General features: G+C 69.5%; 29 protein-coding genes and 1 pseudogene. 23 read left to right on the top strand and 7 right to left on the bottom strand.

Annotation, left to right across the window (positions count from 1 at the left end):
• Positions 1-9: 9 nt before the first annotated feature.
• Complete coding sequence (locus ACH46_RS12310; RefSeq protein ID WP_062393188.1) at positions 10-2,169, bottom strand: acyltransferase family protein; 2,160 nt, start codon at positions 2,167-2,169, stop codon at positions 10-12.
• A gap of 58 nt (positions 2,170-2,227) precedes the next feature.
• Complete coding sequence (locus tag ACH46_RS12305) at positions 2,228-2,794, bottom strand: TetR family transcriptional regulator (protein WP_062393187.1); 567 nt, start codon at positions 2,792-2,794, stop codon at positions 2,228-2,230.
• A gap of 153 nt (positions 2,795-2,947) precedes the next feature.
• Between ACH46_RS12305 and ACH46_RS12300 the strand changes: the two genes are divergently transcribed.
• From ACH46_RS12300 to ACH46_RS12275, 6 genes are all read left to right on the top strand, one after another.
• Positions 2,948-4,270, top strand: a complete 1,323-nt coding sequence (locus ACH46_RS12300; protein ID WP_062393186.1) for an adenosylmethionine--8-amino-7-oxononanoate transaminase — start codon at positions 2,948-2,950, stop codon at positions 4,268-4,270.
• A complete protein-coding gene (locus tag ACH46_RS12295; protein ID WP_062393185.1) occupies positions 4,267-5,397 on the top strand; it encodes an 8-amino-7-oxononanoate synthase in 1,131 nt (376 codons plus the stop codon). Before ACH46_RS12300 ends, ACH46_RS12295 begins: the two co-directional genes overlap by 4 nt.
• Entirely contained in the window at positions 5,394-6,077 is a 684-nt protein-coding gene (gene bioD / locus ACH46_RS12290; RefSeq protein ID WP_062393184.1) for a dethiobiotin synthase, read from the top strand. Before ACH46_RS12295 ends, bioD begins: the two co-directional genes overlap by 4 nt.
• A 72-nt stretch (positions 6,078-6,149) precedes the next feature.
• Positions 6,150-7,187 (top strand): biotin synthase BioB, encoded by a 1,038-nt coding sequence (gene bioB, locus ACH46_RS12285; protein WP_062393183.1) that lies wholly within the window; start codon positions 6,150-6,152, stop codon positions 7,185-7,187.
• 68 nt (positions 7,188-7,255) lie between these two features.
• Positions 7,256-7,495: a biotin synthase auxiliary protein BsaP gene (bsaP, locus tag ACH46_RS12280; protein ID WP_062395356.1), complete on the top strand. Its 240-nt coding sequence runs from the start codon at positions 7,256-7,258 to the stop codon at positions 7,493-7,495.
• Positions 7,492-8,148 (top strand): DUF2567 domain-containing protein, encoded by a 657-nt coding sequence (locus ACH46_RS12275; protein WP_062393182.1) that lies wholly within the window; start codon positions 7,492-7,494, stop codon positions 8,146-8,148. The genes bsaP and ACH46_RS12275 overlap by 4 nt, the downstream gene beginning before the upstream one ends.
• Here ACH46_RS12275 and ACH46_RS12270 read toward each other — a convergent pair.
• Positions 8,111-8,797: an NUDIX hydrolase gene (locus ACH46_RS12270; RefSeq protein ID WP_062395358.1), complete on the bottom strand. Its 687-nt coding sequence runs from the start codon at positions 8,795-8,797 to the stop codon at positions 8,111-8,113. The two genes, ACH46_RS12275 and ACH46_RS12270, sit on opposite strands and share 38 nt — an antisense overlap.
• 287 nt (positions 8,798-9,084) lie before the next feature.
• Here ACH46_RS12270 and nadA point away from each other — a divergent pair, with 287 nt between their 5' ends.
• The 4 genes from nadA (at position 9,085) to ACH46_RS12250 (ending at position 12,568) form a co-directional block, all read left to right on the top strand.
• The gene (nadA, locus tag ACH46_RS12265; RefSeq protein WP_062395355.1) at positions 9,085-10,095 is read left to right on the top strand and encodes a quinolinate synthase NadA; all 1,011 of its coding nucleotides are present in this window, start codon (positions 9,085-9,087) and stop codon (positions 10,093-10,095) included.
• A 6-nt stretch (positions 10,096-10,101) separates the two neighbouring features.
• Positions 10,102-10,989: a carboxylating nicotinate-nucleotide diphosphorylase gene (nadC, locus tag ACH46_RS12260; RefSeq protein ID WP_062393181.1), complete on the top strand. Its 888-nt coding sequence runs from the start codon at positions 10,102-10,104 to the stop codon at positions 10,987-10,989.
• 110 nt (positions 10,990-11,099) lie between these two features.
• Positions 11,100-11,573: a hypothetical protein gene (locus ACH46_RS12255; RefSeq protein ID WP_062393180.1), complete on the top strand. Its 474-nt coding sequence runs from the start codon at positions 11,100-11,102 to the stop codon at positions 11,571-11,573.
• 41 nt (positions 11,574-11,614) lie between these two features.
• Positions 11,615-12,568: a dipeptidase gene (locus ACH46_RS12250; protein WP_062393179.1), complete on the top strand. Its 954-nt coding sequence runs from the start codon at positions 11,615-11,617 to the stop codon at positions 12,566-12,568.
• Positions 12,569-12,819: 251 nt separating this feature from the next.
• Here the strand turns inward: ACH46_RS12250 and ACH46_RS12245 are convergent, their stop codons facing one another.
• Positions 12,820-13,221 carry a DUF1801 domain-containing protein gene (locus tag ACH46_RS12245; RefSeq protein WP_062393178.1) on the bottom strand — a complete coding sequence of 134 codons (402 nt, stop codon included), beginning with the start codon at positions 13,219-13,221 and terminating at the stop codon, positions 12,820-12,822.
• A 46-nt stretch (positions 13,222-13,267) separates the two neighbouring features.
• On the opposite strand from ACH46_RS12245, the gene ACH46_RS12240 reads away from it, so the two are divergent.
• On the top strand, positions 13,268-13,720 hold the full coding sequence (locus tag ACH46_RS12240; protein ID WP_062393177.1) for a GNAT family N-acetyltransferase: 453 nt from the start codon (positions 13,268-13,270) through the stop codon (positions 13,718-13,720).
• 76 nt (positions 13,721-13,796) lie between these two features.
• On the opposite strand, the gene ACH46_RS12235 is transcribed toward ACH46_RS12240, so the two are convergent.
• From ACH46_RS12235 to ACH46_RS12225, 3 genes and pseudogenes are all read right to left on the bottom strand, one after another.
• Complete coding sequence (locus ACH46_RS12235; protein WP_062393176.1) at positions 13,797-14,597, bottom strand: hypothetical protein; 801 nt, start codon at positions 14,595-14,597, stop codon at positions 13,797-13,799.
• The gene (locus tag ACH46_RS12230) at positions 14,594-15,331 is read right to left on the bottom strand and encodes an ABC transporter ATP-binding protein (RefSeq protein WP_062393175.1); all 738 of its coding nucleotides are present in this window, start codon (positions 15,329-15,331) and stop codon (positions 14,594-14,596) included. Before ACH46_RS12230 ends, ACH46_RS12235 begins: the two co-directional genes overlap by 4 nt.
• Positions 15,328-15,702, bottom strand: a pseudogene (locus ACH46_RS12225) (MTB12 C-terminal domain-containing protein); the annotation flags it as partial. The gene ACH46_RS12230 and the pseudogene ACH46_RS12225, both read right to left, overlap by 4 nt.
• Before the next feature lie 793 nt (positions 15,703-16,495).
• On the opposite strand from ACH46_RS12225, the gene hisD reads away from it, so the two are divergent.
• The 12 genes from hisD to ACH46_RS12165 all read left to right on the top strand — a co-directional run bounded on the left by hisD (position 16,496) and on the right by ACH46_RS12165 (position 25,983).
• Positions 16,496-17,821: a histidinol dehydrogenase gene (gene hisD, locus ACH46_RS12220; RefSeq protein WP_062393173.1), complete on the top strand. Its 1,326-nt coding sequence runs from the start codon at positions 16,496-16,498 to the stop codon at positions 17,819-17,821.
• Positions 17,818-18,978 carry a histidinol-phosphate transaminase gene (locus ACH46_RS12215; protein ID WP_082399644.1) on the top strand — a complete coding sequence of 387 codons (1,161 nt, stop codon included), beginning with the start codon at positions 17,818-17,820 and terminating at the stop codon, positions 18,976-18,978. Before hisD ends, ACH46_RS12215 begins: the two co-directional genes overlap by 4 nt.
• Before the next feature lie 5 nt (positions 18,979-18,983).
• The gene (gene hisB, locus ACH46_RS12210) at positions 18,984-19,634 is read left to right on the top strand and encodes an imidazoleglycerol-phosphate dehydratase HisB (RefSeq protein ID WP_062395351.1); all 651 of its coding nucleotides are present in this window, start codon (positions 18,984-18,986) and stop codon (positions 19,632-19,634) included.
• A gap of 21 nt (positions 19,635-19,655) precedes the next feature.
• The gene (hisH, locus tag ACH46_RS12205; RefSeq protein ID WP_062393171.1) at positions 19,656-20,288 is read left to right on the top strand and encodes an imidazole glycerol phosphate synthase subunit HisH; all 633 of its coding nucleotides are present in this window, start codon (positions 19,656-19,658) and stop codon (positions 20,286-20,288) included.
• Positions 20,288-20,572, top strand: a complete 285-nt coding sequence (locus ACH46_RS12200) for a hypothetical protein (RefSeq protein ID WP_062393169.1) — start codon at positions 20,288-20,290, stop codon at positions 20,570-20,572. Before hisH ends, ACH46_RS12200 begins: the two co-directional genes overlap by 1 nt.
• A 68-nt stretch (positions 20,573-20,640) precedes the next feature.
• Entirely contained in the window at positions 20,641-21,390 is a 750-nt protein-coding gene (priA, locus tag ACH46_RS12195; protein WP_062393167.1) for a bifunctional 1-(5-phosphoribosyl)-5-((5-phosphoribosylamino)methylideneamino)imidazole-4-carboxamide isomerase/phosphoribosylanthranilate isomerase PriA, read from the top strand.
• A gap of 7 nt (positions 21,391-21,397) precedes the next feature.
• Entirely contained in the window at positions 21,398-22,240 is an 843-nt protein-coding gene (locus ACH46_RS12190) for an inositol monophosphatase family protein (RefSeq protein WP_062393165.1), read from the top strand.
• 85 nt (positions 22,241-22,325) lie between these two features.
• Positions 22,326-23,099 carry an imidazole glycerol phosphate synthase subunit HisF gene (gene hisF / locus ACH46_RS12185; protein ID WP_062393163.1) on the top strand — a complete coding sequence of 258 codons (774 nt, stop codon included), beginning with the start codon at positions 22,326-22,328 and terminating at the stop codon, positions 23,097-23,099.
• A gap of 32 nt (positions 23,100-23,131) precedes the next feature.
• On the top strand, positions 23,132-23,518 hold the full coding sequence (hisI, locus tag ACH46_RS12180; RefSeq protein ID WP_062393161.1) for a phosphoribosyl-AMP cyclohydrolase: 387 nt from the start codon (positions 23,132-23,134) through the stop codon (positions 23,516-23,518).
• Positions 23,519-23,522: 4 nt separating this feature from the next.
• A complete protein-coding gene (locus tag ACH46_RS12175) occupies positions 23,523-23,702 on the top strand; it encodes a tautomerase family protein (RefSeq protein WP_062393159.1) in 180 nt (59 codons plus the stop codon).
• Positions 23,699-25,285 (top strand): anthranilate synthase component I, encoded by a 1,587-nt coding sequence (locus ACH46_RS12170; protein WP_062393158.1) that lies wholly within the window; start codon positions 23,699-23,701, stop codon positions 25,283-25,285. Before ACH46_RS12175 ends, ACH46_RS12170 begins: the two co-directional genes overlap by 4 nt.
• Positions 25,282-25,983: a TIGR02234 family membrane protein gene (locus ACH46_RS12165; RefSeq protein ID WP_226995605.1), complete on the top strand. Its 702-nt coding sequence runs from the start codon at positions 25,282-25,284 to the stop codon at positions 25,981-25,983. Before ACH46_RS12170 ends, ACH46_RS12165 begins: the two co-directional genes overlap by 4 nt.
• The last annotated feature ends 13 nt before the right edge of the window (positions 25,984-25,996 follow it).

Raw genomic sequence — 25,996 nt, 5'->3', positions numbered from 1 at the left:
CGGCGGAGGTCAGCGGACTTCCGGCCCGGTCCACGGCAGTGCGGCCGACATCTGGCGGGACAGCTCGCGGGTCAGGGTGCGCACGTATGTCGCGCTCAGATGATGGAAGTCCTTGTACACGATGATGTTACCGATGATCGCCGGGCAGAAGTCGGCGGTGCAGACCCCGTTCGAGAGGTCCAGCGGATGGAACAGGGGATTCGTCGCCGCGATCGCCGCAGCGGGGTCCACCGGATGCAGGGCGGACGCACGAACCGTCCCGCAGGTGGTGGCGGTTCCGCCCGCGGCGAGGCACGCGGGGGTGTCGATCGGGCCCTTGTCGTTGTGCGGCCACGGGGTGTCGCGGATGCCGATCACCGGGATGCCCGCGCCGGTCAATTCGTCGAAGATCCCGAGGTAGCCCGCCGGGACGTGATCGGCCGGGCCGTTCGGATCCGGGCGGGTGGAGTTGGTGAACACCGCGTCGGGGCGAGTGCGGAGGATGTCGGCCATCACCGCGCGAACCCAGGTACGGCACTCGGGATACGGGGTGCCCTCGAGCCGCGTCGGCATCTCGTCTGCGGTCATCGGGCAGCCCATCTTCAGATAGGTGACGACCTTGAAGCCGTTCTTCTTGCCGATCGCGTCGAGCGCACCGATCCACATCTCGGCGTGTGATCCGCCGGCCATGGCGATGGTCTTGGACCCGTGCGGGTCGCCGTAGACGCCGATCGCCGGTTCAGTGGCCGCGAAGTCGCTCATGAATCCGTCGGGACCGGTTCGGGGCAGGTCCTGGGCCACGGCGAGCGGGGTGGGCTGCGGATCCAACGCGGGCACCGGTGCGCCCTCCAGGAGCGCGCGGGCGCCGGGGAACAGCGCGGGATCGAGGTTCGCGGTGTCGACCGTGACGCCGGCCATGTGCCGATCCCACACCTTGATCGCGCCGGCCGTGGCACCGGAGGCCAGGACCAGGACGACGGTCAGGAGGGCCGTGTAGGTGATGCGCGGGTGCGCCCGCCACCGCAGATGCGACATCGACGAGCGTCCGCCGCCGCGGAGCGGGTCCTCGATGTACCGCTTCATCAGCCACGACAGTCCGATCGACACCAGCAGGATGGCGGTGCCCTCGACGAAGTTCGCGTGATCGATGCCGCGCCACGTCAGGTAGAAGATCAGCAACGGCCAATGGATCAGGTACAGCGAGTAGGAGAGGCTGCCGAGCCACACGGCGCGTCTGCTCGAGAGCATCTGGTTGACACGCGGCATGGGCTGGCCGGGCGCCACATTGCCCGACCAGATCACCAGCAGCGTCGCACCGACCGGCACCCACGCGAGGGCCGCCGGGTAGCTGGCGACGCCGTCGATCCACCAGCCGCACGTGGAGATCAGGAGCAGGGCGATCACCGTGACGGCGCCGCGGATGCGGGTGGACACCCGCCACGCCGGCATCCAGATGCCGAGCAGGCCGCCGACCAGGGGCTCCCACAGTCGCGAGAGCGTGTCGTAGTAGTTGAAGGGCTGGTCGATGTGCAGGCGGTGCTGAGCCCACGCGAACGAGGCGAGAGCGGTGCCGCCGACCACGACCGCGAAGATCGCGCGGATGACGTTCGGCCGCGTCACGACGTCGAACCTGCGGCCCACCAGCTTGATCACTCCGGCGACGGCGAGGAGGACGAGCAGCGCACCGAGGAAGAACTGCCCCTGCATCGACATGGACCACAGGTGCTGCAGCGGGCTGTTGGCCGAGCTCGCGGCCAGGTAGTCCTGGGAGTTCTGGGCCAGATAGTAGTTCTGGTAGTACAGCGCGCTGGCGATGATCTCGCGGCCGATGTTCTGCCAGCGCGTCTGTGTCACGATCGCGACGGTCAACACGCCGACGACGATCAGCAGCGTGTAGAGCGCGGGCAGCAGTCGACGGAACAGTCGCTGCATCCGCGGCCAGGGCGTCACCGTCTCACCGAATCCGATGCGGATGGACTGGCTGTGAATGGTGTGCCGGACCAGGGAGCCGACGAAGAAGTAGCCGGAGAGCGTCAGGAAGACGTCGACGCCGCCGGAGACGCGGCCGAACCAGACGTGGAAGCACGCGACGAGGGCGATGGCGATGCCGCGCAGGCCGTCGAGGTCGTTGCGGTACGCGGGCACCGTCGCTGCGGACGAGGTGGCTTCACCGGTGGTCGGGGCGGACAAGGTCTCACTTCTGGTCGGGCGAACGGACTACCCGAGCCGGGTGGCCGCCTGAAGTAATCTACGTGGATTCGCCGCCCGAGCGAAATCTCGCGCCGTCCAGAATCACCGCGAGAGCCGCCTCGAACTCCTCGTCGAACAGGCGTCCCGAGGGGCCGGTGACGCCGAGGCGTTCCATCTGGGTTCGGGTCTGCTCCTCGATCGTCAGGCCGATCGTCAACTGGCAGATAGCGGTGGCCAACCCCGTCGCGGCTCGCTCGGGAAGGCCTCCGCGGAGGGCGACGTCGGCGATCGAGGTCTCCATTCCGCGCTCGGCCAGCCCCGACGCCCACGCCGACGAGACCACCTCCGCGCTGTCCGGGACGGCGAGCAGGGCCAGGCGCATGTCGGTGGCGAGGCGGTGGACGTCGGTGAGCCAGTCGATGTCCGGCGTCGGTCCCGGGACGGTGGCGAGGATGTCGTCGGCGAGGGCCGCGAGCATCGTCTGCTTGTTCGGGAAATGCCAGTACAGGGCGTTGGGACGCACTCCGAGATCGGTGGCGAGGCGACGCATCGTGAGGTCGGCGAGGCTGTGCTCGGACAGGATCCCTCGCGCGGCCGCCAGGATGTCGGCCCTCGTATTGCTCACGGCGTCACCCTATCGAAGTCTTCATCGGCCGCGCCGCGTCGGTCCTGTACGTCGTACAGGGTCGTCCTGTACGGTGTTCAAGAAATCTCCTGGACAGTGTCTAGGAGACGGTGATGCGGGCGGGGCGGAGACGAGAGAGAACAGGAGGCCGGTGTGGAGACGAACGCCGTCGCCGAGATCGATGCCGAGCACGTGTGGCACCCCTACGGCGGATTTCCGTCCAGCACGCGTCCGCGCGTGGTTCGCGAATGCGAGGGCGTCCACATCGTGCTCGCCGACGGAACTCGGCTCGTGGACGGCATGAGCTCCTGGTGGGCCGCCGTCCACGGATACCGGCACCCGCGCCTCGACGCCGCACTGGCCGCGCAGGCCGGTCGGATGTCGCACGTCATGTTCGGCGGACTGACTCACGAACCCGCCGCCCGCCTGGCTGCGACCCTGGTGGAGCTGACCCCCGCACCGCTCCGCAAAGTCTTCTTCGCCGACTCCGGTTCGGTGTCGGTGGAGGTGGCGGTGAAGATGGCTCTCCAGTACCAGCGCAGCCTGGGACGCCCGGAGAAGCGCACGCTGTTGACGTGGCGGGGCGGCTACCACGGCGACACCTTCGCCCCGATGAGCGTCTGCGATCCCGACGGAGGCATGCACTCCATGTGGCGCGGCGTCATCGCCCACCAGGTCTTCGTCCCGGCGCCGCCCGACGCCCGCGACGGCACCGACGCGACCTACCTCGCCATGCTCGACGCCGAACTCCGCGAGCGGCGCGACGAGCTCGCCGCGGTCATCATCGAGCCCGTCGTCCAAGGGGCCGGCGGCATGCGATTCCACTCGCCCGAGCTGGTCGCCGGCGTACGTCGACTCTGCGACGAGCACGACGTCCTGCTGATCTGCGACGAGATCGCCACCGGCTTCGGCCGCACCGGGACCCTGTTCGCGGCGGACGCCGCGGGCATCAGCCCCGACATCATGTGCGTCGGCAAGGCGCTGACCGGCGGGTACATGACCCTCGCCGCGACCCTGACCACCGACGAGATCGCCGAGGTCATCAGCCGCGGCGAGGCGGGAGGCCTCGCGCACGGTCCCACCTTCATGGGCAATCCGCTCGCCTGCGCCGTCGCCTGCGCGTCCCTCGAAGTCCTCGCCGATTCGGACTGGCGGACCCGGGTGCCGGAGATCGGTCGTCGGCTCGCCGCCGGCCTCGCACCGCTGACCGCCGTCCCCGGCGTCACCGACGTCCGGACCCTCGGCGCCATCGCGGTCATCGAACTGGATCGTCCCGTCGACATGGTCGCCGCCACCGACGCCGCGATCGCCGCGGGCGCCTGGCTTCGCCCCTTCCGGAACCTGATCTACGCGATGCCGCCGTTCATCGTCGACGACGCGCACCTCGACGTCCTGATCGACGCGATGTCGGCGGCCGCGCACGCCTCGCTGCGGGTCACCGAGTCCGGACGCGCACTGGAGGAGGTGTCGGCATGAGCGCACCCTGGCTGGCGGACATCGCCGAACGCACCCTCGACGCCGGACTGCACCGCGAACCGGTGATCCGGCAGCCCGGCGCGGCCGAGATCAACCTCGCGTCCAACGACTACCTCGGGCTCTCCACGCACCCCGATGTGATCGCCGGGGCCCATGCGGCCCTCGACACCTGGGGGACCGGCTCCACGGCGTCACGCCTCGTCGCGGGCACGACCGCCGCCCACGTCGAGTTCGAGAGCGACGTCGCCGACTTCCTCGGCTTCGAGGCCGCGCTGGCCTTCTCGTCCGGATACCTCGCCAACATCGGTGCCATCACCGCGCTCGTCGGTCGCGGTGACCTCATCGTCAGCGACACCGGTGCGCACGCCTCGCTCATCGACGGCTGCCGCCTGTCGCGGGCGCGGGTGGTCGTGGTGGACCGCGGCGACGCCGCCGCCGTCGCCCGGGCCCTCGCCGAGCGCACCGAGGAGCGGGCGCTCGTCGTCACCGACTCCATCTACAGCATCGACGGGATGATCGCACCGCTGCGCGACTACCACCGTGCCGCCGTCGACAACGGAGCCATCCTGCTGGCCGACGAGGCGCACGCGCTCGGCGTCCGCGGACCCGGCGGCCGCGGCGTCGCCGCCGAGCACGGACTGTCCGGTGCACCGGGACTGGTCATCACCACGGTGGCCTCCAAATCGCTCGGCGCGCAGGGCGGTCTGGTCCTGGGCAGTCACCTGCTGCGCGAGCATCTGATCGACCACGCGCGCACCTTCATCTTCGACACCGGCCTCAATCCGGCGGCCGTCGGCGCAGCTCACGCCGCCCTGCGGGTCCTGCGGGCCGACCCGGCGATGCCCGACCGCCTCCGGGCGGGCGTCCGCCGGCTCGCGGAGGCGTGCGGCGGCGAGGTGCCCGACGCCGCGGTGGTCTCGCTGATCGTCGGCGACCCCGTCGCCGCGGTCCGGGCCGCAGCACTCTGCCGGGAGCAGGGCGTGTTCGTCGGCTGCTTCCGTCCGCCTTCGGTGCCGGAAGGGACGTCGCGCCTGCGACTCACCGTCCGCGCCGACCTGAACGACGACGACCTCGACTTCGTCGCCGGCGTGGTCCGCGGCGCCCTGCGGGAGGTGGGCGCCGCGTGACCGCGCAGATCCTCGTCGTGACCGGAACCTCCACGGATATCGGCAAGACGGTCGCCACCGCGGCGGTCGCCGCGGCCGCGTCGGCGACCGGACTGCGCGTCGCGGTGTGCAAGGCGGCCCAGACCGGGCTCGCGCCGGGGGAACCCGGCGACCTCGCCGACGCCGAACGGCTCGCCGGGCCGATGCCGACCCGCGAACCCGCGCGCTATCCCGAACCGCTCGCGCCGGAGACGGCCGCGACCCGCGCGGGCCTGCCGCCGGTCACCCTTGACGCGATCGCGGACGCCGTCGCCGAGCTCGCGGCCGACGCGGACCTGGTCCTCGTCGAAGGAGCGGGGGGAGTCCTGGTCCGGCTGGCGCCGGACCTGACGATCCTGGACGTCGCGCGTCGACTCCACGCACCGCTGCTCGTCGTGACCGACCCCGGCCTCGGCACCCTCAACCACACCGAGCTGACGACGCGTGCTGCCGCGGCCGCCGACGTCGCGGTGCGCGGCCTCGTCATCGGGTCCTGGCCCGACGAGCCCGACCTCGCCATGCGATGCAATCTCGCCGACCTGCCGCGTCTGACCGGGGAGCACATCGTCGCGACGGTCCCGGCAGGCGCGGGCCGACTGTCCGGCGACCAGTTCCGCGCCGCGGCCCCCGACTGGGTCGACGCAGCCCTGTTCCACCCCTGAACCCGTTCTCGATCCAGCCCGCGGCGCGCCTGCCGCGCCCGAACGTGCACCACCCACCATGAAGGAGATCCCATGACCACGACCGCCGACACCACGGTCCCGGCCGACACCGCCACCCCCGACATCCTCGTCCAGGCCCGCGAGCAGGTTCTCGAGCGTGGCGAGGCGCTCACCAAGGACCAGGTCCTGCAGGTGCTGCAGCTCGACGACGAGCACCTTCCCGAACTGATGCAGCTGGCGCACGACGTCCGCATGCGGTGGTGCGGACCCGAGGTGGAGGTCGAGGGCATCATCTCGCTGAAGACCGGCGGCTGCCCGGAGGACTGCCACTTCTGCAGCCAGTCCGGCCTGTTCGCGTCGCCCGTCCGCAGCGCGTGGATCGACATCCCGTCGCTCGTCGAGGCGGCCAAGCAGACCGCGAAGACCGGTGCCACCGAGTTCTGCATCGTCGCCGCCGTCCGCGGCCCCGACGCGCGCCTGATGGCCCAGGTCGCCGCGGGCATCGAGGCGATCCGCAACGAGGTCGACATCCAGATCGCCTGCAGCCTCGGCATGCTGACCCAGGAGCAGGTCGACCAGCTCGCCGCGATGGGCGTCCACCGCTACAACCACAACCTGGAGACCGCGCGCAGCCACTTCCCGAACGTCGTCACCACGCACACCTGGGAGGAGCGCTGGGGCACGCTGAACATGGTCCGCGACGCCGGCATGGAGGTCTGCTGCGGCGGCATCCTCGGCATGGGCGAGACCCTGGAGCAGCGCGCCGAGTTCGCCTCCGATCTGGCCGCGCTGAACCCCGACGAGGTTCCCCTCAACTTCCTCAACCCGCGCCCCGGAACCCCGTTCGGCGACCTCGACGTTCTGCCCGCCTCCGAAGCGCTCAAGTCCGTCGCGGCGTTCCGCCTGGCGCTGCCGCAGACCATCCTGCGTTTCGCCGGCGGTCGCGAGATCACCCTCGGCGACCTCGGCGCCAAGCAGGGCATCCTCGGCGGCATCAACGCCGTCATCGTCGGCAACTACCTGACGACCCTCGGCCGACCCGCCGAGAACGACCTCGACCTGCTCGCCGACCTGAGCATGCCGATCAAAGCCCTCAACGACACGCTGTGAGCGTCGACGGTAGCCTCGGAACCACGGGGCCGTCTGCGGCGGCCATCAGGTTCGGAGAGGCGACGAGAGTGACGAGTGTTGTGCCGGGGCCGTTGCAGGAACCGCTGAAGTACGGCGTCTACACCGGCGTCGAGTTGGAGCTTCAGTCGCCGGACTCCGTCCCCGCCGCAGCGCAACTGGGACTGGAGCCGCCGCGGTACTGCGGACAGTGCGGTCGTCGCATGGTGGTGCAGGTCCGGCCCGACGGGTGGGACGCCCGCTGCTCGCGGCACGGCTCCCTCGATTCGACGGAGTTGGGCGAGAAATGAACATGCGTCGGGTGGTCGTCGTCGTACTCTCGCTGCTCGTCTTGTCCGCGGTGGTCGGTGGACTGTGGGTGCTGCTGGCGCCCACGCCCGAGATCATCGTCGAGAAGCCGGGGAGCGGGCGCTACGCCTCGGAGGCCGACCCGGCGAAACTGTTCTCCGCGCTGGCGGTCTTCGCGTTCCTGTCATTCGGACTCGGCGTGGTGATCGCCCTGGTCTCCTGGTTCGGGCTGCGGTTCACCCGCGGTCCGGCCGGGCTGGCCTTCGTCGCCGTGATGTCGATCGCGACGTCGGCACTGGCCGTCCAGATCGGCACTCAGCTCGGTCGTCTGGTGCACGGTGAGATCGACCTGAACGTCCCGGGCACCTACCGCGGCACGGTGAACCTGTGGATCGAGAACGACGTCGGCCCCTCCTGGATTCTGCTGATCTGTGCGCCTGCGGCCGCGATCCTGATCTACCTGGTCTGCGTCATCTCCAGCAACCACGCCGACCTGGGTGTCGGCGACGACGTCGAGCAGACACCGCCTCCAGTGCTCGTCGGCGCGGGCGTCGCCTCGCCGGTCGACGGTTTCGTCCCGATCGACTCCGGTGCGTCCGGGACGTCGGACGGACCGGTCACATCGGGGGACGAAGGGCCGCGAACTCGTCCGTGACGCGCAGGTGCGTGTCGGCGAACGCGTACAGGGCGGGCGGTCGTCCGCCCTTGCCGCCGGTGCGTCCGACAGTGCCGGTCGCGACCACCACGCCGCGGCGCGAGAGGACTCGCAGCAGATTCGTGGAGTCGACCGGATAGCCGAGCGCGGCGCCGTAGATCTCCGCCAGTTCGGACATCGGGAACTGGCTCGGCGCCAGCGCGAACGCGATGTTCGTGTACGAGAGCTTTCCGGCCAGGCGTGCCCGCGCGAGGTCGACGATGTCGCGGTGGTCGTAGGCCAGCGGCGGGAGGTCGTCGACGTCGAACCACTCGGCCTCGATGTCCGCCCCGGTCTCGGCGGGGATGTCGCTGGGGACCAGCGCCATGAACGTCGACGCCACGGTTCGTTCCTCCGGAACGCGGTCGGGGTCGGAGAACACCGACAGCTGCTCCAGATGCGCCACGCGGGTCAGGCCCGCGCGGGTGCCGAGCCAGCGGACCGCGGCGGCTCCGAGCGTCTCGCGGTCGACGATGGGACCGCCCGGCAGTGACCACCCGACCTTCTCGCACCGGCGGAGCAGCACCTGCAGCACGGGAGCGGAGGCCTCGGGTTCGCGGACCTGGAAGACGGCGGTGAGCACCTCGACGCGGACGGTGGTGTCGGACATGGCATCCAGGTTATGCGGTGCGCTTCGTGACCGGTCGACCTCCTTGCCGGCCGAGCAAGCGGCGAGCGCATCGAGCGTGCGCGTCGAGGCTGCCGCGTTCTGGATCGGACTCGGCATGACACCCGCCGGAAATGCGTTCTCCATCACAGGTGTTACCATCGAAGAGTGTTTTCGATCTATGGTCGAAAACCTCCGGGGCGAAGCCCAGCCCGTGGAGACCAAGCGATGGGAGAGCAGTCGCGATGACTACTGGAACCGTGATCACCCGAACCGAGACCGAACTCGGCATGCCCGATCCGCGTCACAGCATTCCGCCCGCCTACGGCGGCGTGGAGCCCGACGCCGCGTGGGTCGAGGAGATCAAGCGTCTCGCCGAGGCGCGCAACGCCACGATCCTGGCGCACAACTACCAGATCCCCGCGATCCAGGACATCGCCGACCACACCGGCGATTCGCTGGCCCTCTCGCGGATCGCCGCCGAGACCGACGCCGACGAGATCATCTTCTGCGGCGTCCACTTCATGGCGGAGACCGCCAAGATCCTGAGCCCCGAGAAGCGGGTGCTGATCCCCGACGAGCGCGCGGGCTGTTCGCTCGCAGACTCCATCACCGCGGATGATCTGCGCGCATGGAAGGCCGACTACCCCGATGCCGTGGTCGTGTCGTACGTCAACACGACTGCCGAGGTCAAGGGCCTCACCGACATCTGCTGCACGTCGTCCAACGCGGTCGACGTCGTCCGCTCCATTGATCCCGATCGCGACGTGCTGTTCCTTCCGGACCAGTTCCTGGGCGCGCACGTCAAGCGTGAGACCGGCCGGGACAACATCCACATCTGGGCCGGCGAGTGCCACGTCCACGCGGGCATCAACGGCAGCGAGCTCACCGAGCAGACCGAGGCGCACCCCGAGGCGGAGCTGTTCATCCACCCGGAGTGCGGCTGCGCGACGTCGGCGCTGTACCTCGCGGGCGAGGGAATCGTGCCGGAGGACCGTGTCAAGATCCTGTCGACGGGCGGCATGATCGACGCCGCACGACAGTCGAAGTCGGGCCAGGTGCTGGTCGCGACCGAGGTCGGCATGCTGCACCAGCTGCGGCAGGCCGCGCCGGAGATCGACTTCCGCGCCGTCAACGAGAAGGCCGCGTGCCCGTACATGAAGATGATCACCCCGGCTGCGCTGCTGCGCTGCCTCACGGAGGGGCGCGACGAGGTGTTCGTCGCACCCGATGTCGCTGAGCGGGCACGCCGTTCGGTGGAGCGGATGATCGCCATCGGCAATCCCGGCAGTGGAGAATAGGCGCCTGTGAGCACCTTCATCGGACAGCAGACCACCGGCGATCTCCAGCTGGTCGTCGACGAGGAACTCGACGCCCTCATCCGCACCGCGCTTCTCGAGGACCTGCGGTACGGACCTGACGTCACCACTCTCGCGACCGTGCCGGCCGACACCGTCGCCGACGCGAAGATCGTGGCCCGACAGGCCGGCGTCATCGCCGGTCTGCCGGTGGTCCGCGCGGTCTTCGACCAGGTGATCGGCGCCGGAAACTACGTCGTCACCGAACAGCTCGATGACGGCACCCGCGTGGAGAAGGGGACCGTCGTGCTCGCGGTGAAGGCGCCTGCGACGTCACTCCTCACCGCCGAACGCACCGCGCTCAACCTGCTCTGTCACATGTCCGGCATCGCCACCGCGACCGCGGCGTGGGTCGATGCCGTCGACGGCACCAAAGCGCGCATCCGCGACTCACGCAAGACCCTCCCGGGACTGCGCGCGCTGCAGAAGTACGCGGTCCGCGCCGGCGGCGGGGTGAACCACCGGATGGGGCTCGGCGACGCCGCGCTCATCAAGGACAACCACGTCGTCGCGGCGGGCGGCGTCGCCAAGGCGCTCGAAGCCGTCCGCGCCGCAGCGCCGGACATCCCCGTCGAGGTGGAGGTCGACTCGCTCGAGCAGCTCGACGAGGTGCTGGCCCTCTCGCCGCAGTTGGTGCTGCTCGACAACTTCGAGCCCTGGGCGACCCAGATTGCCGTACAGCGGCGCGACGCGACCTCGCCCGACACCCTGCTCGAATCGTCGGGCGGGCTGACCCTCGACGTCGCGCTGGACTACGCCCGCACCGGCGTCGACTACCTCGCCGTCGGAGCGCTGACCCACTCGGTCACGGTGCTGGATCTCGGCCTGGACATGTGATCGGCCACCGGTCGGCTGCGCGCGGCGGGCGGTACCCCACCCCGTTGGTTGAGCCGGTCCGGAGCGAAGCGGAGGACCGTGTCGAAACCGTCGCGGGCTGGAGCAGACTCGTGGCCACCGCACTGACCATCGTCGGTGCGGCGCTGCTCGTCGGGTGCGGCGGCGCTGAGACCGTCGCATCGTCGTCCACCGCGGTGGCCGCATCGACGACGACCAGCGTCATGCCGTCGAGCACGGATCCGCTGCTCGCAAGACTCCGTACCGCCGCCGAGTCGCAGGCGCCGGTCGATCTGTCCGTTGTCGTAGACCGGAAGTACGTCTACGAGTACGCGATCCTCGACGGGGTTACGCCTGACCGGAGCGCACGCGAGATGGCACTTCGCGACAGCGACGGTGCGGCCGTCTACGTGATGCGTGTGCCGGAGATGCTTCTCAACGGATGCGCGGGTCGTTCCGAACAGGTGGTGGCGATCTGCGGTCGGGCGGAGGTCCGCCGCCTCACCGAACGTGGGCGCGACCTGGTGCCGCCGACGATCCGTCCGCGGATCAGCGCCGAAGCGTTCGTGCTCACTGTCGTCCGCTGATCGCGCTCCGCGCCGCGTTGCCGAGTGCGAAACTTCTCTGCATGACCCTCATCTGGGACCAGCACGCGTGCCTGCCGCTGCAGACCGACGCCGCCGTCGACCCGCTGCTTCGGTTCCGGAATCCGCAGCCCACCTATGTATCGGTGAACGTTGGCTACTCGCCGCAGACGTTCGACGACTCGTCGGCGCTGCTGGCGCACTTTCGCGCTGGGATCGCAGCGACCGCCGGGCTGGCACTGGCGCCGACCGTCGACGACATCGATCGGATCTCGGCGTCCGGCGACGTCGCCATCGGCTTCGACCTCGAGGACTCTGGACCGCTCGACGGCGACCTCGCGAACGTCCAGCGATTCTTCGCCCTCGGTGTCCGCACCATGCTCCCGACCTACAACCACGCGAACGCCGCGGGCTGCGGATGCCTCGACCACACGGACACCGGGCTCACCGACTGGGGCCGCACGCTGGTCGCGGAGATGAACGGCGTGGGCATGGTGCCCGACGGCTCGCACTGCAGCGCACGGACCGGCCTCGACCTGTGCGACGTCTCCGCGAGACCCGTGATCTACAGCCACTCGTGCATGAACGCGGTGTGGGAGCACCCGCGGAACATCACCGACGAACAGGCCCGCGCGTGTGCGGCCACCGGGGGAGTCGTCGGGATCACCGGCGTCGGCATCTTCCTCGGACCCAACACCCCGACCCTCGACGCGATGATCCGCCACATCGAGTACGCCGTCGACCTGATCGGCATCGACTACGTCGGCGTGAGCACCGACCACTCCTTCGACGCCGACGACTTCCTGCAGGAGATCGCCGACCACCCCGACGCCTTCGACGACAGCTACACCCGCTGGGGTCTCATCCGGTGGATGCCGCCGGAGACCTTCCTGACGCTGGGGACAGAGCTGCGGCGACGGGGCTGGCGCGACGACGACCTCGCGAAACTGTTGGGCGGCAACTTCCGCCGGGTGGCGCAGGAGTCGTGGCCTGGTTGACCGGCTCATCGAGGCATGGACTGTCGGCACTTCGGTGCTTTTCGTCGGACCCAGTCCGACGAAAAGCGCCGAAGTGCAGAGCGATCAAGCAGAAATGCCTCGCGTCGGTGGTTCACGCCGTGCGGTTCGGGGTTTGTCGCCCGCCTGCGGCCGATCAACGCGCGGTGCGGGTCCGCGAAGCGCCGCATGCTCGCGTCCAGGTGCGACGGTGTGCCGGCTCGCTGCGAGCTCGCTGCGCACTCATCCGTCGTTCATGCGGTGTGATTGGTCGCCCACCCGCGGGCGATCATCTCGCGGAGGACGTCGAGGTCGACGTCGTCGAGGCGTCTGATGTACAGGCAGCCCTTGCCGGTCGTGTGGGCGCCGAGCCGGTCGAGCAGATCCTGGTTCGACCCGTAATACGTGAGCCCGTACAGCGTCAATGCCTGTTTACGCGGTGCCAGTCCGACGGCGAAGGTCTCGTGCGACCTGCCGTCCGCGGTCGTGTACGGCTGCCTGCCGAATCCGACCATCGAACCCCACAGGACGGGTTCCGCCCCGGTCACCGCGCGCATGATCTCGACTGCCGCGAGCGCATCAGTTCGCCGTCGATCGTCGATCACGCCCGCCAGGAAATCGTCGACCGAATCGTCGCTCGGCTTCGTCTTCACCATGGGCGTGACTGTAGCGGTCGGCGATCGTGAGGCATTATGGCGTTTGATGATTCATTCCGTCCACACCGCCACTCTGTCCGCCCTCGACCCGCGAACCCTCCACGGAATCCTGCGATTACGCACCGATGTCTTCGTGGTGGAACAGGACTGCGCGTATCGGGAAGTCGACGGTCGCGACGCGGAGGCGACCACGATGCACTTCTGGTACGAGGACACGGACGGCGAGCCGGTAGCGACCCTCCGGGTGCTGGTCGACGACGCCGACGACGGCCGCGAGTACCGGATCGGCCGGGTGTGTGTTCGTAAGGAACTCCGCGGCACCGGACTCACCACGGCGATGATGGACCGCGCTGTCGCCTACATCGGGCGGGACGAGAGCGTGATGAATGCCCAGTCGCACCTCGTCGACATGTATGCCAAGTGGGGCTACGTCGCGGACGGCCCGGAATTCCTCGAGGACGGGATCCCGCATGTCCCGATGCGTCGGCCTCGCTCGTAAATAGATCACGCGGGCGCAATCTACTGGCCGGTACGGGCCGAAATCGGGCCTGTTGGTGATTTATTTACGGCCGGAGTCAGTGTGTCGGGCGCCGACGCCGCGCGATCGCACCCGATCCGATCACGACCAGGCCGACTCCAATGGCCACCGCATAGATCAGCGCGCCGTTCGGACCCCACGGCGGCGTGAACGCCAACTCTTGACCGGTCCCGAACTGACCGTTCAGGAACGGCATGTATCCCTGCAGCGTGTATCCCTTGGGAGCCAACGCGATCGAGTTCTCGATGACGAACGTCCAGCCCAGCAGGATCACCGCGGTCACCACCGGATGACCGACGATCGCGCCCAGCCCGACGCCGATTCCGCAGGCGGAGAACGCGTAGATCGGGACGGTGACGAGGAAGCGGAGGCCGTCCGCCGAAGTGAGGTCCACCCCGCCGTACACCGTGGGGAACGCGGTGGGCAGCACCAGCATCACGAGCACCGCCAGCGCCAGAGCGACGGCGGCGGACGACAGACCGAAGAACAGCCAACGCGCCACCGGCGTCGTCCAGGCGCGCGGGAACAGGATGCGTTCCAGGTCGCTCGCCGGACCGCGGACCGACGAGGCCTGTGCGGTCGCGGCGATGATCGCCCACACGATCACCGTGAAGGTCAGCACCCAGTACACCGAGTTCGTGGTCTGCACCGACGTCACCTGAATGCCGGAGGCGGACATCGTGGCGAACCGTTCGGCGACGGCCGCGATCCCGAAGGTCACCAGCAGCGGTGCGACGACGGCGGCAGGCAGTGCGGCGATGAGCAGCGGTCCTCGGCGACCGCCGACGCGGACGAACTCGGCGCGCACGGCCCGCGTCAACTGTGCGATCGCGGTCATCGGCCTGCCCCCGCCGGCTCGGTCGGCCGGATCAGGTCGAGGTAGGCGGACTCGAGGTCGTCGTGGCCGGACACGAACTCCGCGACCGGCCGATCGGCGACGATGCGGCCGCGTTCGAGGACCACGATGTCGTCACCGGTCCTGGTCACCTCGTCGAACAGATGCGAGGCGATCACGACGGCACGACCGTCCGCAGCCAGACCGCGGAGCAGCGTGCGCAGCCACCGGATGCCGTCGATGTCGAGACCGTTGACCGGCTCGTCGAAGATCAGGTTCGGCGGGTCGGGGAGCAGTGCTGCGGCGATCCCCAGCCGCTGTCGCATGCCGAGCGAGTAGTCGGCCACGCGCCGGTCCGCGGCATCGGCCAACCCCACGCGCCGCAGGACCGTCGTGACGCGGGCGTCGTCGAATCCGCCGGCGACGGAGAGCCACCGCAGGTGCCGTCGACCGGTGTGGTTGGGATTCGGTCCGGTCGGCGATCCGGCGGCGTCGGCCCCGAGGTGGACCCCGATCGACGCAGCCGGGCGTCCGAGTCGTCGCGGGTCCGTGCCGTCGATCGCGACCGTGCCCGATGTCGGCCGCAGGATTCCGCAGGCGGTGCGCAGCAATGTCGACTTGCCCGCACCGTTGCGACCGAGCAGATAGGTCAGGCGTCCGTCGCGGACACGCAGCGACACCCGATCCAGTACCGGGGTGCCGCCGAATCGGACGGTGGCGTCGGTGACGGCGATCATCGGTTGCAGTAGATGTTGAGTCCGACGGTCTTGACGCCCTCGCACATCGAGCTCGCGGCGAGTCGCCAGTTGCCGCCGATCTTCTTGAACTGGATGGTCATCCGGATGGTGGGCCGTCCGGCCGACCCGCTGTTCAAGGTCGCCGACACGGTGTCGCCGTTCTGGACCAGCGGGCCGGTGACCTTGTTCCAGCCCAGCGGCGGACGGAACAGGCCGAGGGTGTACACGGTCTTCGGGACCACCACCGCAGACATGCCGCCTTCGATGTTCGCGGCCTTGGCTTGGTCGGACGCCCTGGTGGCGACGAGGAAATTGACGATGTTCGTCAGGTCGGTGAGCGTCGGGTGGTCGGCCGTGACGGTGAAGTGTGGGTCACCGGGTTTCGGCGCAGCGCTCCGCGACGTCGCCGTCGTCGAGGTGGCGGCCGGTGAGTTGGCCGGTGCCTGTGCCGCGGGTCCGGCTGCGGACGGTGTCTGGTCCGCGGGTGCGTTGGTAGGAGGCGTGGACTCGCTCGGCGCCGGGCTGCCGGAGGTGGTCGGGGCGGGCGACGTCACCGGCGCCGCCTGGCCCAGTTGCACGACCGTCGCCGGCGCCGCGGTCGCGGGCGTCCGGTCCCGAGCGAGCAGCACGCCGGTGATCCCGATGGTCAAGACCAGTGCGGCGACGATCGCCGCAACGCCTGCAGAGGCCAGGACGGTTGCCGCGTTGGCACTCAGACCGGACGCGGGCGGCGACGACGGCGATCCGGGCGACGCCGCAGCGATCGGTTCGGTCGGGTAGTCGTAGTCGTCTGGCTCGGGCGTCTCGGAACTGGTGGCCATCGTCTCTCCTCGGCAGTCGTGGTTAACCGCAATCCATTCAAGTAAATAGCATAGGCTTAGCTAACTTCAAGTCGACGGCGGTCTCGCGGGGATCGCGGGACTCGTCGCCGTGGTTTCCGGGGGGATCCGCCGCGTGACTGCTGCGACGAGTGCGACGCGACCCCTGATCGGACGTGTCCGGGAATCGACGACCGACGGACTGCTCGGGCCGGGGTGTGAACCGCGTCCCAGTCACGTCGGCCCGGCGCGGAAACGATTTGCACAGACCGCATATCCTGGTGGGGCTCCGAATTCCCTAGAATCCGGAGTCTCGACACCAACAGGATTCGGAGACTGAAGACACATGCTCACCCGAACCGATCTGCGAGGCAGCATTCCGACGCTCAGCCAGTTGCGTCGGGCACTGCCCCGAGGCGGAACCGACGTCAACGCCGTGCTCGACACGGTCACGCCCGTCGTCGAAGCGATCGCTGAGCATGGGGTCACCGCTGCGCTCGACTACACCGAGAAGTTCGACCGCGTCCGTCCGACGTCGGTTCGCGTCCCGGCCGAGGTGATCGCGCAGGCACGCGAGCAGCTGGACCCGGCCGTCACCGACGCCCTGCAGGAGTCCATCCGCCGCGCCCGCCTGGTTCACGCGGCCCAGCGTCGGGAGAACACCGTCACCCAGGTGGTCCCCGGCGGCAGCGTGGCCGAGAAGTGGATCCCGGTCCGCCGCGTCGGCCTGTACGTACCCGGCGGCAACGCCGTCTACCCGTCCAGCGTCATCATGAACGTGGTCCCCGCGCAGGAGGCGGGCGTCGGCTCGCTGGTCGTCGCGTCGCCGCCGCAGGCCGATTTCGGCGGGTGGCCGCACCCAACCATCCTCGCCGCGTGCTCGCTGCTCGGCGTCGACGAGGTGTGGGCCGTCGGCGGCGCCCAGGGCATCGCGCTGCTCGCGTACGGCGGCACCGACACCGACGACGCGGACCTGGATCCGGTCGACCTCATCACCGGCCCCGGCAACATCTACGTCACCGCGGCCAAGCGCCTCGTCCGCGGCGTGGTCGGCATCGACGCGGAAGCCGGTCCCACCGAGATCGCCATCCTGGCCGACGAAACCGCCGACCCGGCGGTCGTCGCCTCCGACCTCATCAGCCAGGCCGAGCACGACGTCCTCGCGGCCTCGGTCCTCGTCACCGACAGCGTGGCCCTCGCCGACGCCGTCGACGACGTCCTCGCGACCGCGGCCTCGGCCACCAAGCACGGAGAGCGCGTCGTCACCGCCCTGACCGGCGCGCAGTCCGGCATCGTCCTGGTCGACGACCTCGACGCGGGTCTCGCCGTCGTCGACGCCTACGGTGCCGAGCACCTGGAGATCCAGACCCGGGACGCGCAGGCCGTCGCCGACCGCGTCACCAGCGCCGGTGCCATCTTCGTCGGCACCTACTCGCCGGTGAGCCTCGGCGACTACAGCGCAGGCTCCAACCACGTGCTGCCGACATCCGGCTCGTCCAAGTACGCGTCCGGCCTGTCGGTGCAGACCTTCCTGCGCGGCGTCCACGTCATCGACTACGACCGCGACGCTCTCGCCGAGATCGCGGACCGCGTCGTCACGCTCGCCAACGCCGAGGATCTCCCGGCACACGGCGAGGCCGTGCAGGCGCGTTTCGGGGGTGCCGCGCAGTGAGCGACGCGATCCCCGGACAGGGCGTGACCCTGGCGGACCTCCCGCTCCGCGACAACCTTCGCGGCAAGTCGCCGTACGGCGCTCCGCAGCTGCAGGTGCCGGTCATCCTCAACACCAACGAGAACCCGCACCCGCCCAGTCAGGCGCTGATCGACGACGTCGCCAAGGCCGTCGCCGCCGCAGCGGAGGACCTGCACCGGTACCCGGACCGCGACGCCGTCGCCCTCCGCTCCGACCTCGCCGACTATCTCAGCGCAGCCACCGGCACCCCGCTGTCCGTCGACAACATCTGGGCGGCCAACGGCTCCAACGAGATCCTGCAGCAGATCCTGCAGGCGTTCGGCGGACCCGGGCGCAGCGCGATGGGCTTCGTCCCGTCGTACTCGATGCACCCGATCATCTCCGACGGCACCCAGACCCGCTGGGTGCCCGCGCAGCGCGCCGACGACTTCACCCTCGACGTCCCGCGGGCCGTCGCAGCGGTCGCCGAGCACAAGCCCGACGTCATCTTCGTGACCTCGCCGAACAACCCGACCGGCGGCAGCATCCCGCTGACCGACCTCCGCGCGATCCTCGACGCCGCCACCGGCATCGTCATCGTCGACGAGGCGTACGGCGAGTTCTCGTCGCAGCCCAGCGCCGTGGCACTGCTCGACGAGTACGGCAGCAAGCTGATCGTCTCGCGCACCATGAGCAAGGCCTTCGCCTTCGCCGGCGGTCGTCTCGGCTACCTGGCCGCTGCGCCCGCGATGATCGAGGCCCTGCTCCTGGTCCGCCTGCCGTACCACCTGTCGGTGCTGACGCAGGCCGCCGCGCGCGCCGCTCTGCAACACTCCGCGGAGACTCTCGGCAACGTCGCCGCCATCGCCGCCGAACGCGACCGGGTCGCCGCCGCACTCGCCGAACTCGGTTACGCGGTCACGCCCTCGGACTCGAACTTCATCCTCTTCGGCGGCTTCGCGGACGCCCCCGCGAGCTGGCAGCGCTACCTCGACCGCGGCGTCCTGATCAGGGATGTGGGCATCCCGAGCTTCCTGCGTGCGACCATAGGACTACCGGCCGAGAACGACGCCTTCTTGAAGGTCAGTGCCGAACTGGCCGCAGCAGAACCACCCGTCGCTTCGCTCGCCCGGAGCAACGACCGAAAGCAGCAGTGACCGCAGTGACCACAGATCAGCCCACCCACGCCCCGCGCATCGGCCGCGTGGAGCGCACTACGCGCGAGTCGTCGATCGTCGTCGAGATCAACCTCGACGGCACCGGCAAGACCGACATCGACACGTCGGTGCCGTTCTTCGACCACATGCTCACCGCGTTCGGCGCCCACGGCAGCTTCGACCTCACCGTCCACGCCAAGGGCGACATCGACATCGAGGCGCACCACACCGTCGAGGACACGTGCATCGTCCTCGGGCAGGCGATCGGGCAGGCGCTCGGAGACAAGAAGGGCATCCGCCGGTTCGGCGACGCCTGGATCCCGATGGACGAGACCCTCGCGCAGGCGATCGTCGACGTCTCCGGACGTCCCTACTGTGTGCACACCGGCGAACCCGAGCACCTGCTGACCGCGGTGATCGGTGGCTACTCCGGCGGTGACAAGCCGGTCGTCTCCTACGCCACGGTCCTGAACAAGCACTGCTTCGAGTCGATCGCCCTCAACGCGCGGATCGCCCTGCACGTGCGCGTCCTCTACGGTCGCGACCAGCACCACATCACCGAAGCCGAGTTCAAGGCCGTCGCCCGCGCACTGCGCGCGGCCGTCGAACCCGACCCCCGCACCAGCGGGATCCCGTCCACCAAGGGCGCCCTCTAGAGAATGCGAGCACAGTAGCGAATGAAGCGAGTAGCGCTTCTCGATTACGGTTCCGGCAACCTGCGCTCGGCGCAGCGAGCCCTGGAACGCGCAGGCGCCGATGTCGAGATCACCTCCGACTTCGAGACCGCCATCAACGCCGACGGACTGGTGGTCCCGGGCGTCGGCGCGTTCGCGGCCTGCATGGAAGGTCTCAAAGCCGTTCGCGGCGACCGCATCATCGGCCGTCGACTGGCCGGCGGACGCCCCATCCTCGGGATCTGCGTGGGCATGCAGATCCTCTTCGAACGCGGTGTGGAGCACGGGATCGAAGCGGAGGGTTGCGGAGAGTGGCCGGGCTCGGTGACCCGCCTGCAGGCGCCGGTCCTCCCGCACATGGGTTGGAACACCGTCGAGGCACCCGCCGACTCGGTGCTCTTCCACGGCATCGACGACGACGCTCGCTTCTACTTCGTCCACTCCTACGGGGTGCAGGAGTGGGAGATGGACTCGTACGGCCCTCTCTCGGCGCCGAAACTGACGTGGTCCGATCACGGGGGCCGGTTCCTCGCCGCGGTGGAGAACGGGCCGCTGTCGGCGACCCAGTTCCACCCGGAGAAGTCCGGCGACATCGGAGCACACCTGTTGCAGAACTGGATCGGGGGACTGTCCTGATGAGTGCCGGAAGCGATGAACTCCAGCGGTTCTCGTTCGCCAAACTGGTCTTCTACGCCTTGGGCGCAGGGGTGCTGGTCCTGGTCGTGACGCTGCCGATCGTGATCGGGTTGGCCCGGCCGTATCCGACCGCCGCACTGTGCGTCGCCATCGGGGGCGTCCTGTTGATGGTGGTCGCGATCGCCCTGGTCTCCCGCAAGATGATGTCCGGCGTGCAGCGGGAGATCGACCGGCGTCGGGCGGAGATCGAAGCCCGGAAGCGCGCCGGGAACGACGAAGCTTGAGTCGCGGCCGCACTCGGGCGGTCGACGATCCGAACGACAGATGAAGACAGAGAAGAGAAACTGAACTGATGGGCATTCTCGAACTCCTCCCCGCAGTCGACGTGGTCGACGGCCAGGCGGTGCGCCTGGTGAAGGGCGAGGCCGGGTCGGAGACCTCCTACGGCTCGCCGCGCGATGCCGCACTGGCCTGGCAGCGCGACGGCGCGCAGTGGCTCCATCTGGTGGACCTCGACGCCGCGTTCGGCCGCGGAGACAACCGTGAACTCCTCGCGCAGGTGGCCGCCGAGGTGGATGTGAAGGTGGAGCTCTCCGGGGGGATCCGCGACGACGCGACCCTCGCCGCAGCCCTCGCCACCGGATGCACCCGCGTCAACCTGGGGACCGCAGCGATCGAGAACCCCGAATGGTGTGCCCGGGCGATCGCCGAGCACGGCGACAAGATCGCAGTCGGCCTCGACGTCACCCGCAACGGCGATTCGTACACGGTCCGCGGCCGCGGCTGGGTCACCGAGGGCGGCGATCTGTGGGAGACCCTCGAACGCCTCAACAACGACGGCTGCGCCCGTTATGTCGTCACCGACGTCAGCAAGGACGGCACCCTCACCGGCCCGAACCTCGAACTCCTGGAGCAGGTGGCCCGAGCCACCGACTCACCGGTCGTCGCCTCGGGCGGCATCTCGCAACTCGACGACCTGCGCGCGATCGCGGAACTGACCGGACTCGGCGTCGAGGGCGCCATCATCGGCAAGGCCCTGTACGCCGGACGATTCACTCTGCCGGAGGCCCTCGACGCGGTCGCCGCCGCGGAGAGCCGGTGATCCTGGCATGACCGACCTGGTTGACGACACCGACCTGCCGCTGCTGATGGCCGCCGCCGAGTCGGTGCTCGACGAGGTCTCCGGCTCCTTCGTGGAGGGCGTCGGCTCGCCCGGCGTCCACTACAAGGGAGCCCACGACTTCGCCACCGAAGTCGATCTCGCTCTCGAACGCCGAATCCGCCAGGCGCTGCAGACACGGACCGGGATCGAGGTCTACGGCGAGGAGTTCGGCGGCCCGGAGGCGGCGTCCGGAACCCGGTGGATCCTGGACCCGATCGACGGCACCTTCAACTACTCGGTCGGCATGCCGATGGCGTCGATGCTGCTGGCGCTCGCCGTGGACGGTGAACCCGTCATCGGCCTCACCCGCATCCCGCTGATCGGCCAGAACTTCGCCGGCTACGCCGGCGGCGGCCTGCTCGTCAACGGCGAACGCGTGCCGATGATGGACGAGGCGCCGCTGCAGACGGCGGTCATCGGTCTCGGCGCGTTCAACGCCCGGGCCGAGGGCCGATTCCCGGGCGCCGCGCGCGCCGAACTGCAGCGGCTGCTCAGCTACCGCGCCGGACGCATGCGGATGACCGGCTCCAACGGGATCGACGTCGCCTACGTGGCGGCGGGCGTCTTCGGCGGGGCGGTGTCCTTCAGCGCCAACGCCTGGGACAACGCGGCGGGAGCGGCGCTGGTCCGCGCAGCGGGGGGCATCGCCACCGACGTCACCGGACGGCCGTGGACGGTGGACTCCACCTCGCTCGTCGCGGGCAACGGTCAGCTGCACGCCGAACTGCTCCAGGTGATCGGCGAGGCGATGCCGGAGCAGGTCGCGGCGCTGCGCACCGGACGACGGTAGCCTCGGCGCCGCACCCACAAACTTCATCGAGCACCAACACCGAGTCGGGCGAGCCCGATTCGCACAACACCGAGGAGATGCACCCGTGAGCGTCGCAGTGCGCGTCATTCCCTGCTTGGACGTCGACGACGGCCGCGTGGTCAAGGGCGTCAACTTCGAGAACCTCCGTGATGCGGGCGACCCCGTCGAGCTGGCGGCCCGCTACAACGAGGAGGGTGCCGACGAGCTCACCTTCCTCGACGTCACGGCGTCGAGCTCGGGTCGCGGCACCATGATCGACGTGGTCCGGCGCACCGCGGACGCCATCTTCATCCCGCTCACCGTCGGCGGCGGCATCCGGACCGTCGACGACGTCGACACCATGCTCCGCGCCGGCGCCGACAAGGTCAGCGTCAACACCGCCGCCATCGCGCGCCCCGAGGTGCTCAGCGAGATGAGCCAGCGGTTCGGCTCGCAGTGCATCGTCCTGTCGGTGGACGCCCGCACCGTGCCGGAGGGGTCCGAACCCACGACCTCCGGTTGGGAGGTCACCACGCACGGCGGTCGTCGCAGCACCGGCATCGACGCCGTCGAATGGGCCCGTCGCGGCGAGGAACTGGGTGTCGGCGAGATCCTGCTGAACTCCATGGACGCCGACGGCACCAAGTCCGGTTTCGATCTCGCGATGCTGCGGGCGGTCCGCGCGGCCGTCTCGATCCCGGTCATCGCCAGCGGTGGCGCGGGCAAGGTCGCCGACTTCGCGCCCGCCGTCGCCGCGGGCGCCGACGCCGTGCTCGCCGCATCGGTCTTCCACTTCCGCGACCTCACCATCGCCGAAGTCAAGGACGCGATGCGCGCCGAGGGCATCACGGTCCGCTGACCGCACACTTCACCGCAGAAAGAGGAACCACCATGGCGCTGCCCGCCGAACTCGCGGCCTCGCTCAAACGCAACGATGCGGGACTGTTCGCCGCCATCGCGCAGGAACGGTCCACCGGCATCGTCCTGATGATGGCGTGGATGGACGACGAGGCGCTCGAACGCACCCTCGCCACGCGTCACGCCACCTACTACTCGCGGTCGCGGCAGCAGTACTGGGTCAAGGGCGAGACCAGCGGTCACACCCAGTACGTGCACGACGTCCGCGTCGACTGCGACGGCGACACCCTGCTGCTGACCGTCGACCAGATCGGTGCCGCCTGCCACACGGGAAGCCACAGTTGCTTCGACACCGAGCCCCTCGAATTCGGGGTGCCCGTGGACCTGTCCACCCAGAACAACGACGACGAGGGACGGTGACGTCATGCCGCTGATTCAAATCTCCCAGACACCAGGCCTGTCCGACCGTGTGAAGCGCGAGACCATCGCCGCCGTCACCGACGCCTACGCCAAGGCCACGGGCAAGAACCCCGACTCCGTGTGGGTGACGATCACCGAAGTACCGCGCCAGCAGTGGGGCGTCGGCGGGGAACCGCTCGGATGAGCGCCGCGCACGCATCGGGCTCCATGGACACCACGACCCTGGACGCGTTCCTCGACCTCGCTGGCGACCACCGCGTGGTGCCGGTGACCCGCAAGGTCCTCGCCGACTCTGAGACGCCGCTGTCGGCGTACCGCAAACTGGCGCGCGACCCGGACGCCGAGGACTTCGCCCTCAAGGACGGCACCTTCCTCCTCGAATCGGCGCCCAATGGGGCCTCGTGGTCGCGGTGGTCGTTCATCGGCGCGGGCACCCGGTCCGCGCTGACCATCGCCGACGGCCAAGCGCACTGGTGGGGCGACGTCCCGGCCGGCGCACCGGTCGGTGGCGATCCCGTCGAGGCACTCGCCGAGTCGCTGCGGCTGCTGCACACCGATCCGGTGGACGGCATGCCGCCGCTCACCGGCGGTTTCGTCGGCTTCATGGCCTACGACTTCGTCCGCCGACTCGAACGGCTACCCGAGACCACGGTCGACGACCTGCACCTGCCGGACATGTTCTGGCTCCTCGTGGCCGACCTCGCGGCCTTCGACCATCACGAGGGCACCATCACGTTGATCGCGAACGCGGTCAACTGGGACGGCAGCGCCGACCGTGCCGAAGAGGCCTACCGCGACGCCGTCGCACGCCTGGACGCGATGTCCGCCGCGCTGGCCGCACCGGATCCGTCGACGGTGTCGACGTTCAGCCGACCGGTGCCCGAGTACCGGTCGCAGCGGACCCTCGACGACTACCGCGGGATCGTCGCGGGACTGGTCGGCGAGATCGAGGCGGGCGAAGCCTTCCAGGTGGTGCCGTCGATGCGCTTCGAGATCGACACCGACGCCGATCCGCTCGACGTGTACCGAGTGCTGCGGGCCTCCAATCCGAGCCCGTACATGTACTTCCTGCAGATGCCCGGCATCGACCGCGAGCCCTTCTCCATCGTCGGATCGTCGCCGGAGGCGCTCGTCACCGTCGCCGACCGGGTCGCCACCACGCACCCCATCGCCGGCACCCGCTGGAGGGGCGCCACCGAGGAGGAGGACCAGCTCCTCTCCAAGGGACTGCTCGAGGACGAGAAGGAGAACTCGGAGCACCTGATGCTCGTCGACCTCGGCCGCAACGACCTCGGCCGCGTCTGCGAACCGGGCACCGTCCGCGTCACCGATTACCGCCGGGTGGAGCGCTACAGCCACGTGATGCACCTGGTGTCCACGGTGTCCGGAACCCTGCAGAAGGACAAGCAGGCGCTCGACGCCGTCACCGCCTGCTTCCCGGCAGGCACCCTCACCGGTGCGCCGAAGGTGCGGGCGATGGAGTTGGTGGAGGCGAACGAGATCACCCGGCGCGGCCTGTACGGCGGCGTCGTCGGCTACCTCGACTTCGCGGGCAACGCCGACACCGCGATCGCCATCCGCACCGCACTGATGTCGGGCGACACCGCGTACGTGCAGGCCGGCGGCGGCGTGGTCGCCGACAGCAACGCCGAATACGAGTACAACGAAGCACGCAACAAGGCGTCGGCGGTGCTCGCCGCCGTCGCCGCTGCCGCGACCATGGCGCCGGTCACCGGTGCCGCCACGGTCGGGGAGGAGAAGCCGTGAGCGAATCCGAATCCGTCGACCCCGTCGAGAGCACCTCAACCACCGGCGCACCGACCTCGATGAATCGTCGCTACCAGGCGATCGCATCGATCCTGATCCTGGTGGCCGCACTCGGCCTGTGGGGTGCGTCGCGGATGAAGTGGGCCACCATCCTCGTCGGCGAGAACCCGCCGTCGCCGTCGCGCGTCGTGACGGTGGACGGCAGCCAGTGGAGCCCGTGGCTCGTCGCCGTCGCCATCGCCATGGTCGCGGCGGTCGGCGCACAGTTCGCCGTCCGCGGCATGGCGTTGCGGCTGGTCGCGATCCTGGTCGCGATCGGCGGCGGAGTCTCGGTGATCCCGGCGATCTCGCTCCTGACCGAAGGACAGGACAACAGTTACATCGTGAAGATGGCGGGCCTGGATCCGTCGCGGAACCCGATCGACGGGATCCCCGTCGAGTCGACGCCCGGCTATCTGGTGATCGCCGCCGCCGTGTGCGCCGTGATCGGTGCCGTCTTCATGATGCGGACCGCCAACAAGAGCGGGATGTCGTCCAAGTACGACTCACCGGCCGCCCGTCGCGCCGAACTGGAGCGCAAGGTCTTCGCCGAACGTGAGCGCGCGGCGGCAGGCGAGCCCGTCGCACCGGAGACCAACGAACGCTTTCTCTGGGACTCCCTCGACGAGGGCCTCGACCCGACGGACGACGAGAAGTAGGCGCATTCGCCGC

The sequence above is a fragment of the Gordonia phthalatica genome, assembly GCF_001305675.1.
GTDB lineage: Bacteria > Actinomycetota > Actinomycetes > Mycobacteriales > Mycobacteriaceae > Gordonia > Gordonia phthalatica.
This window is presented reverse-complemented; position numbering and strand designations above follow the sequence as displayed.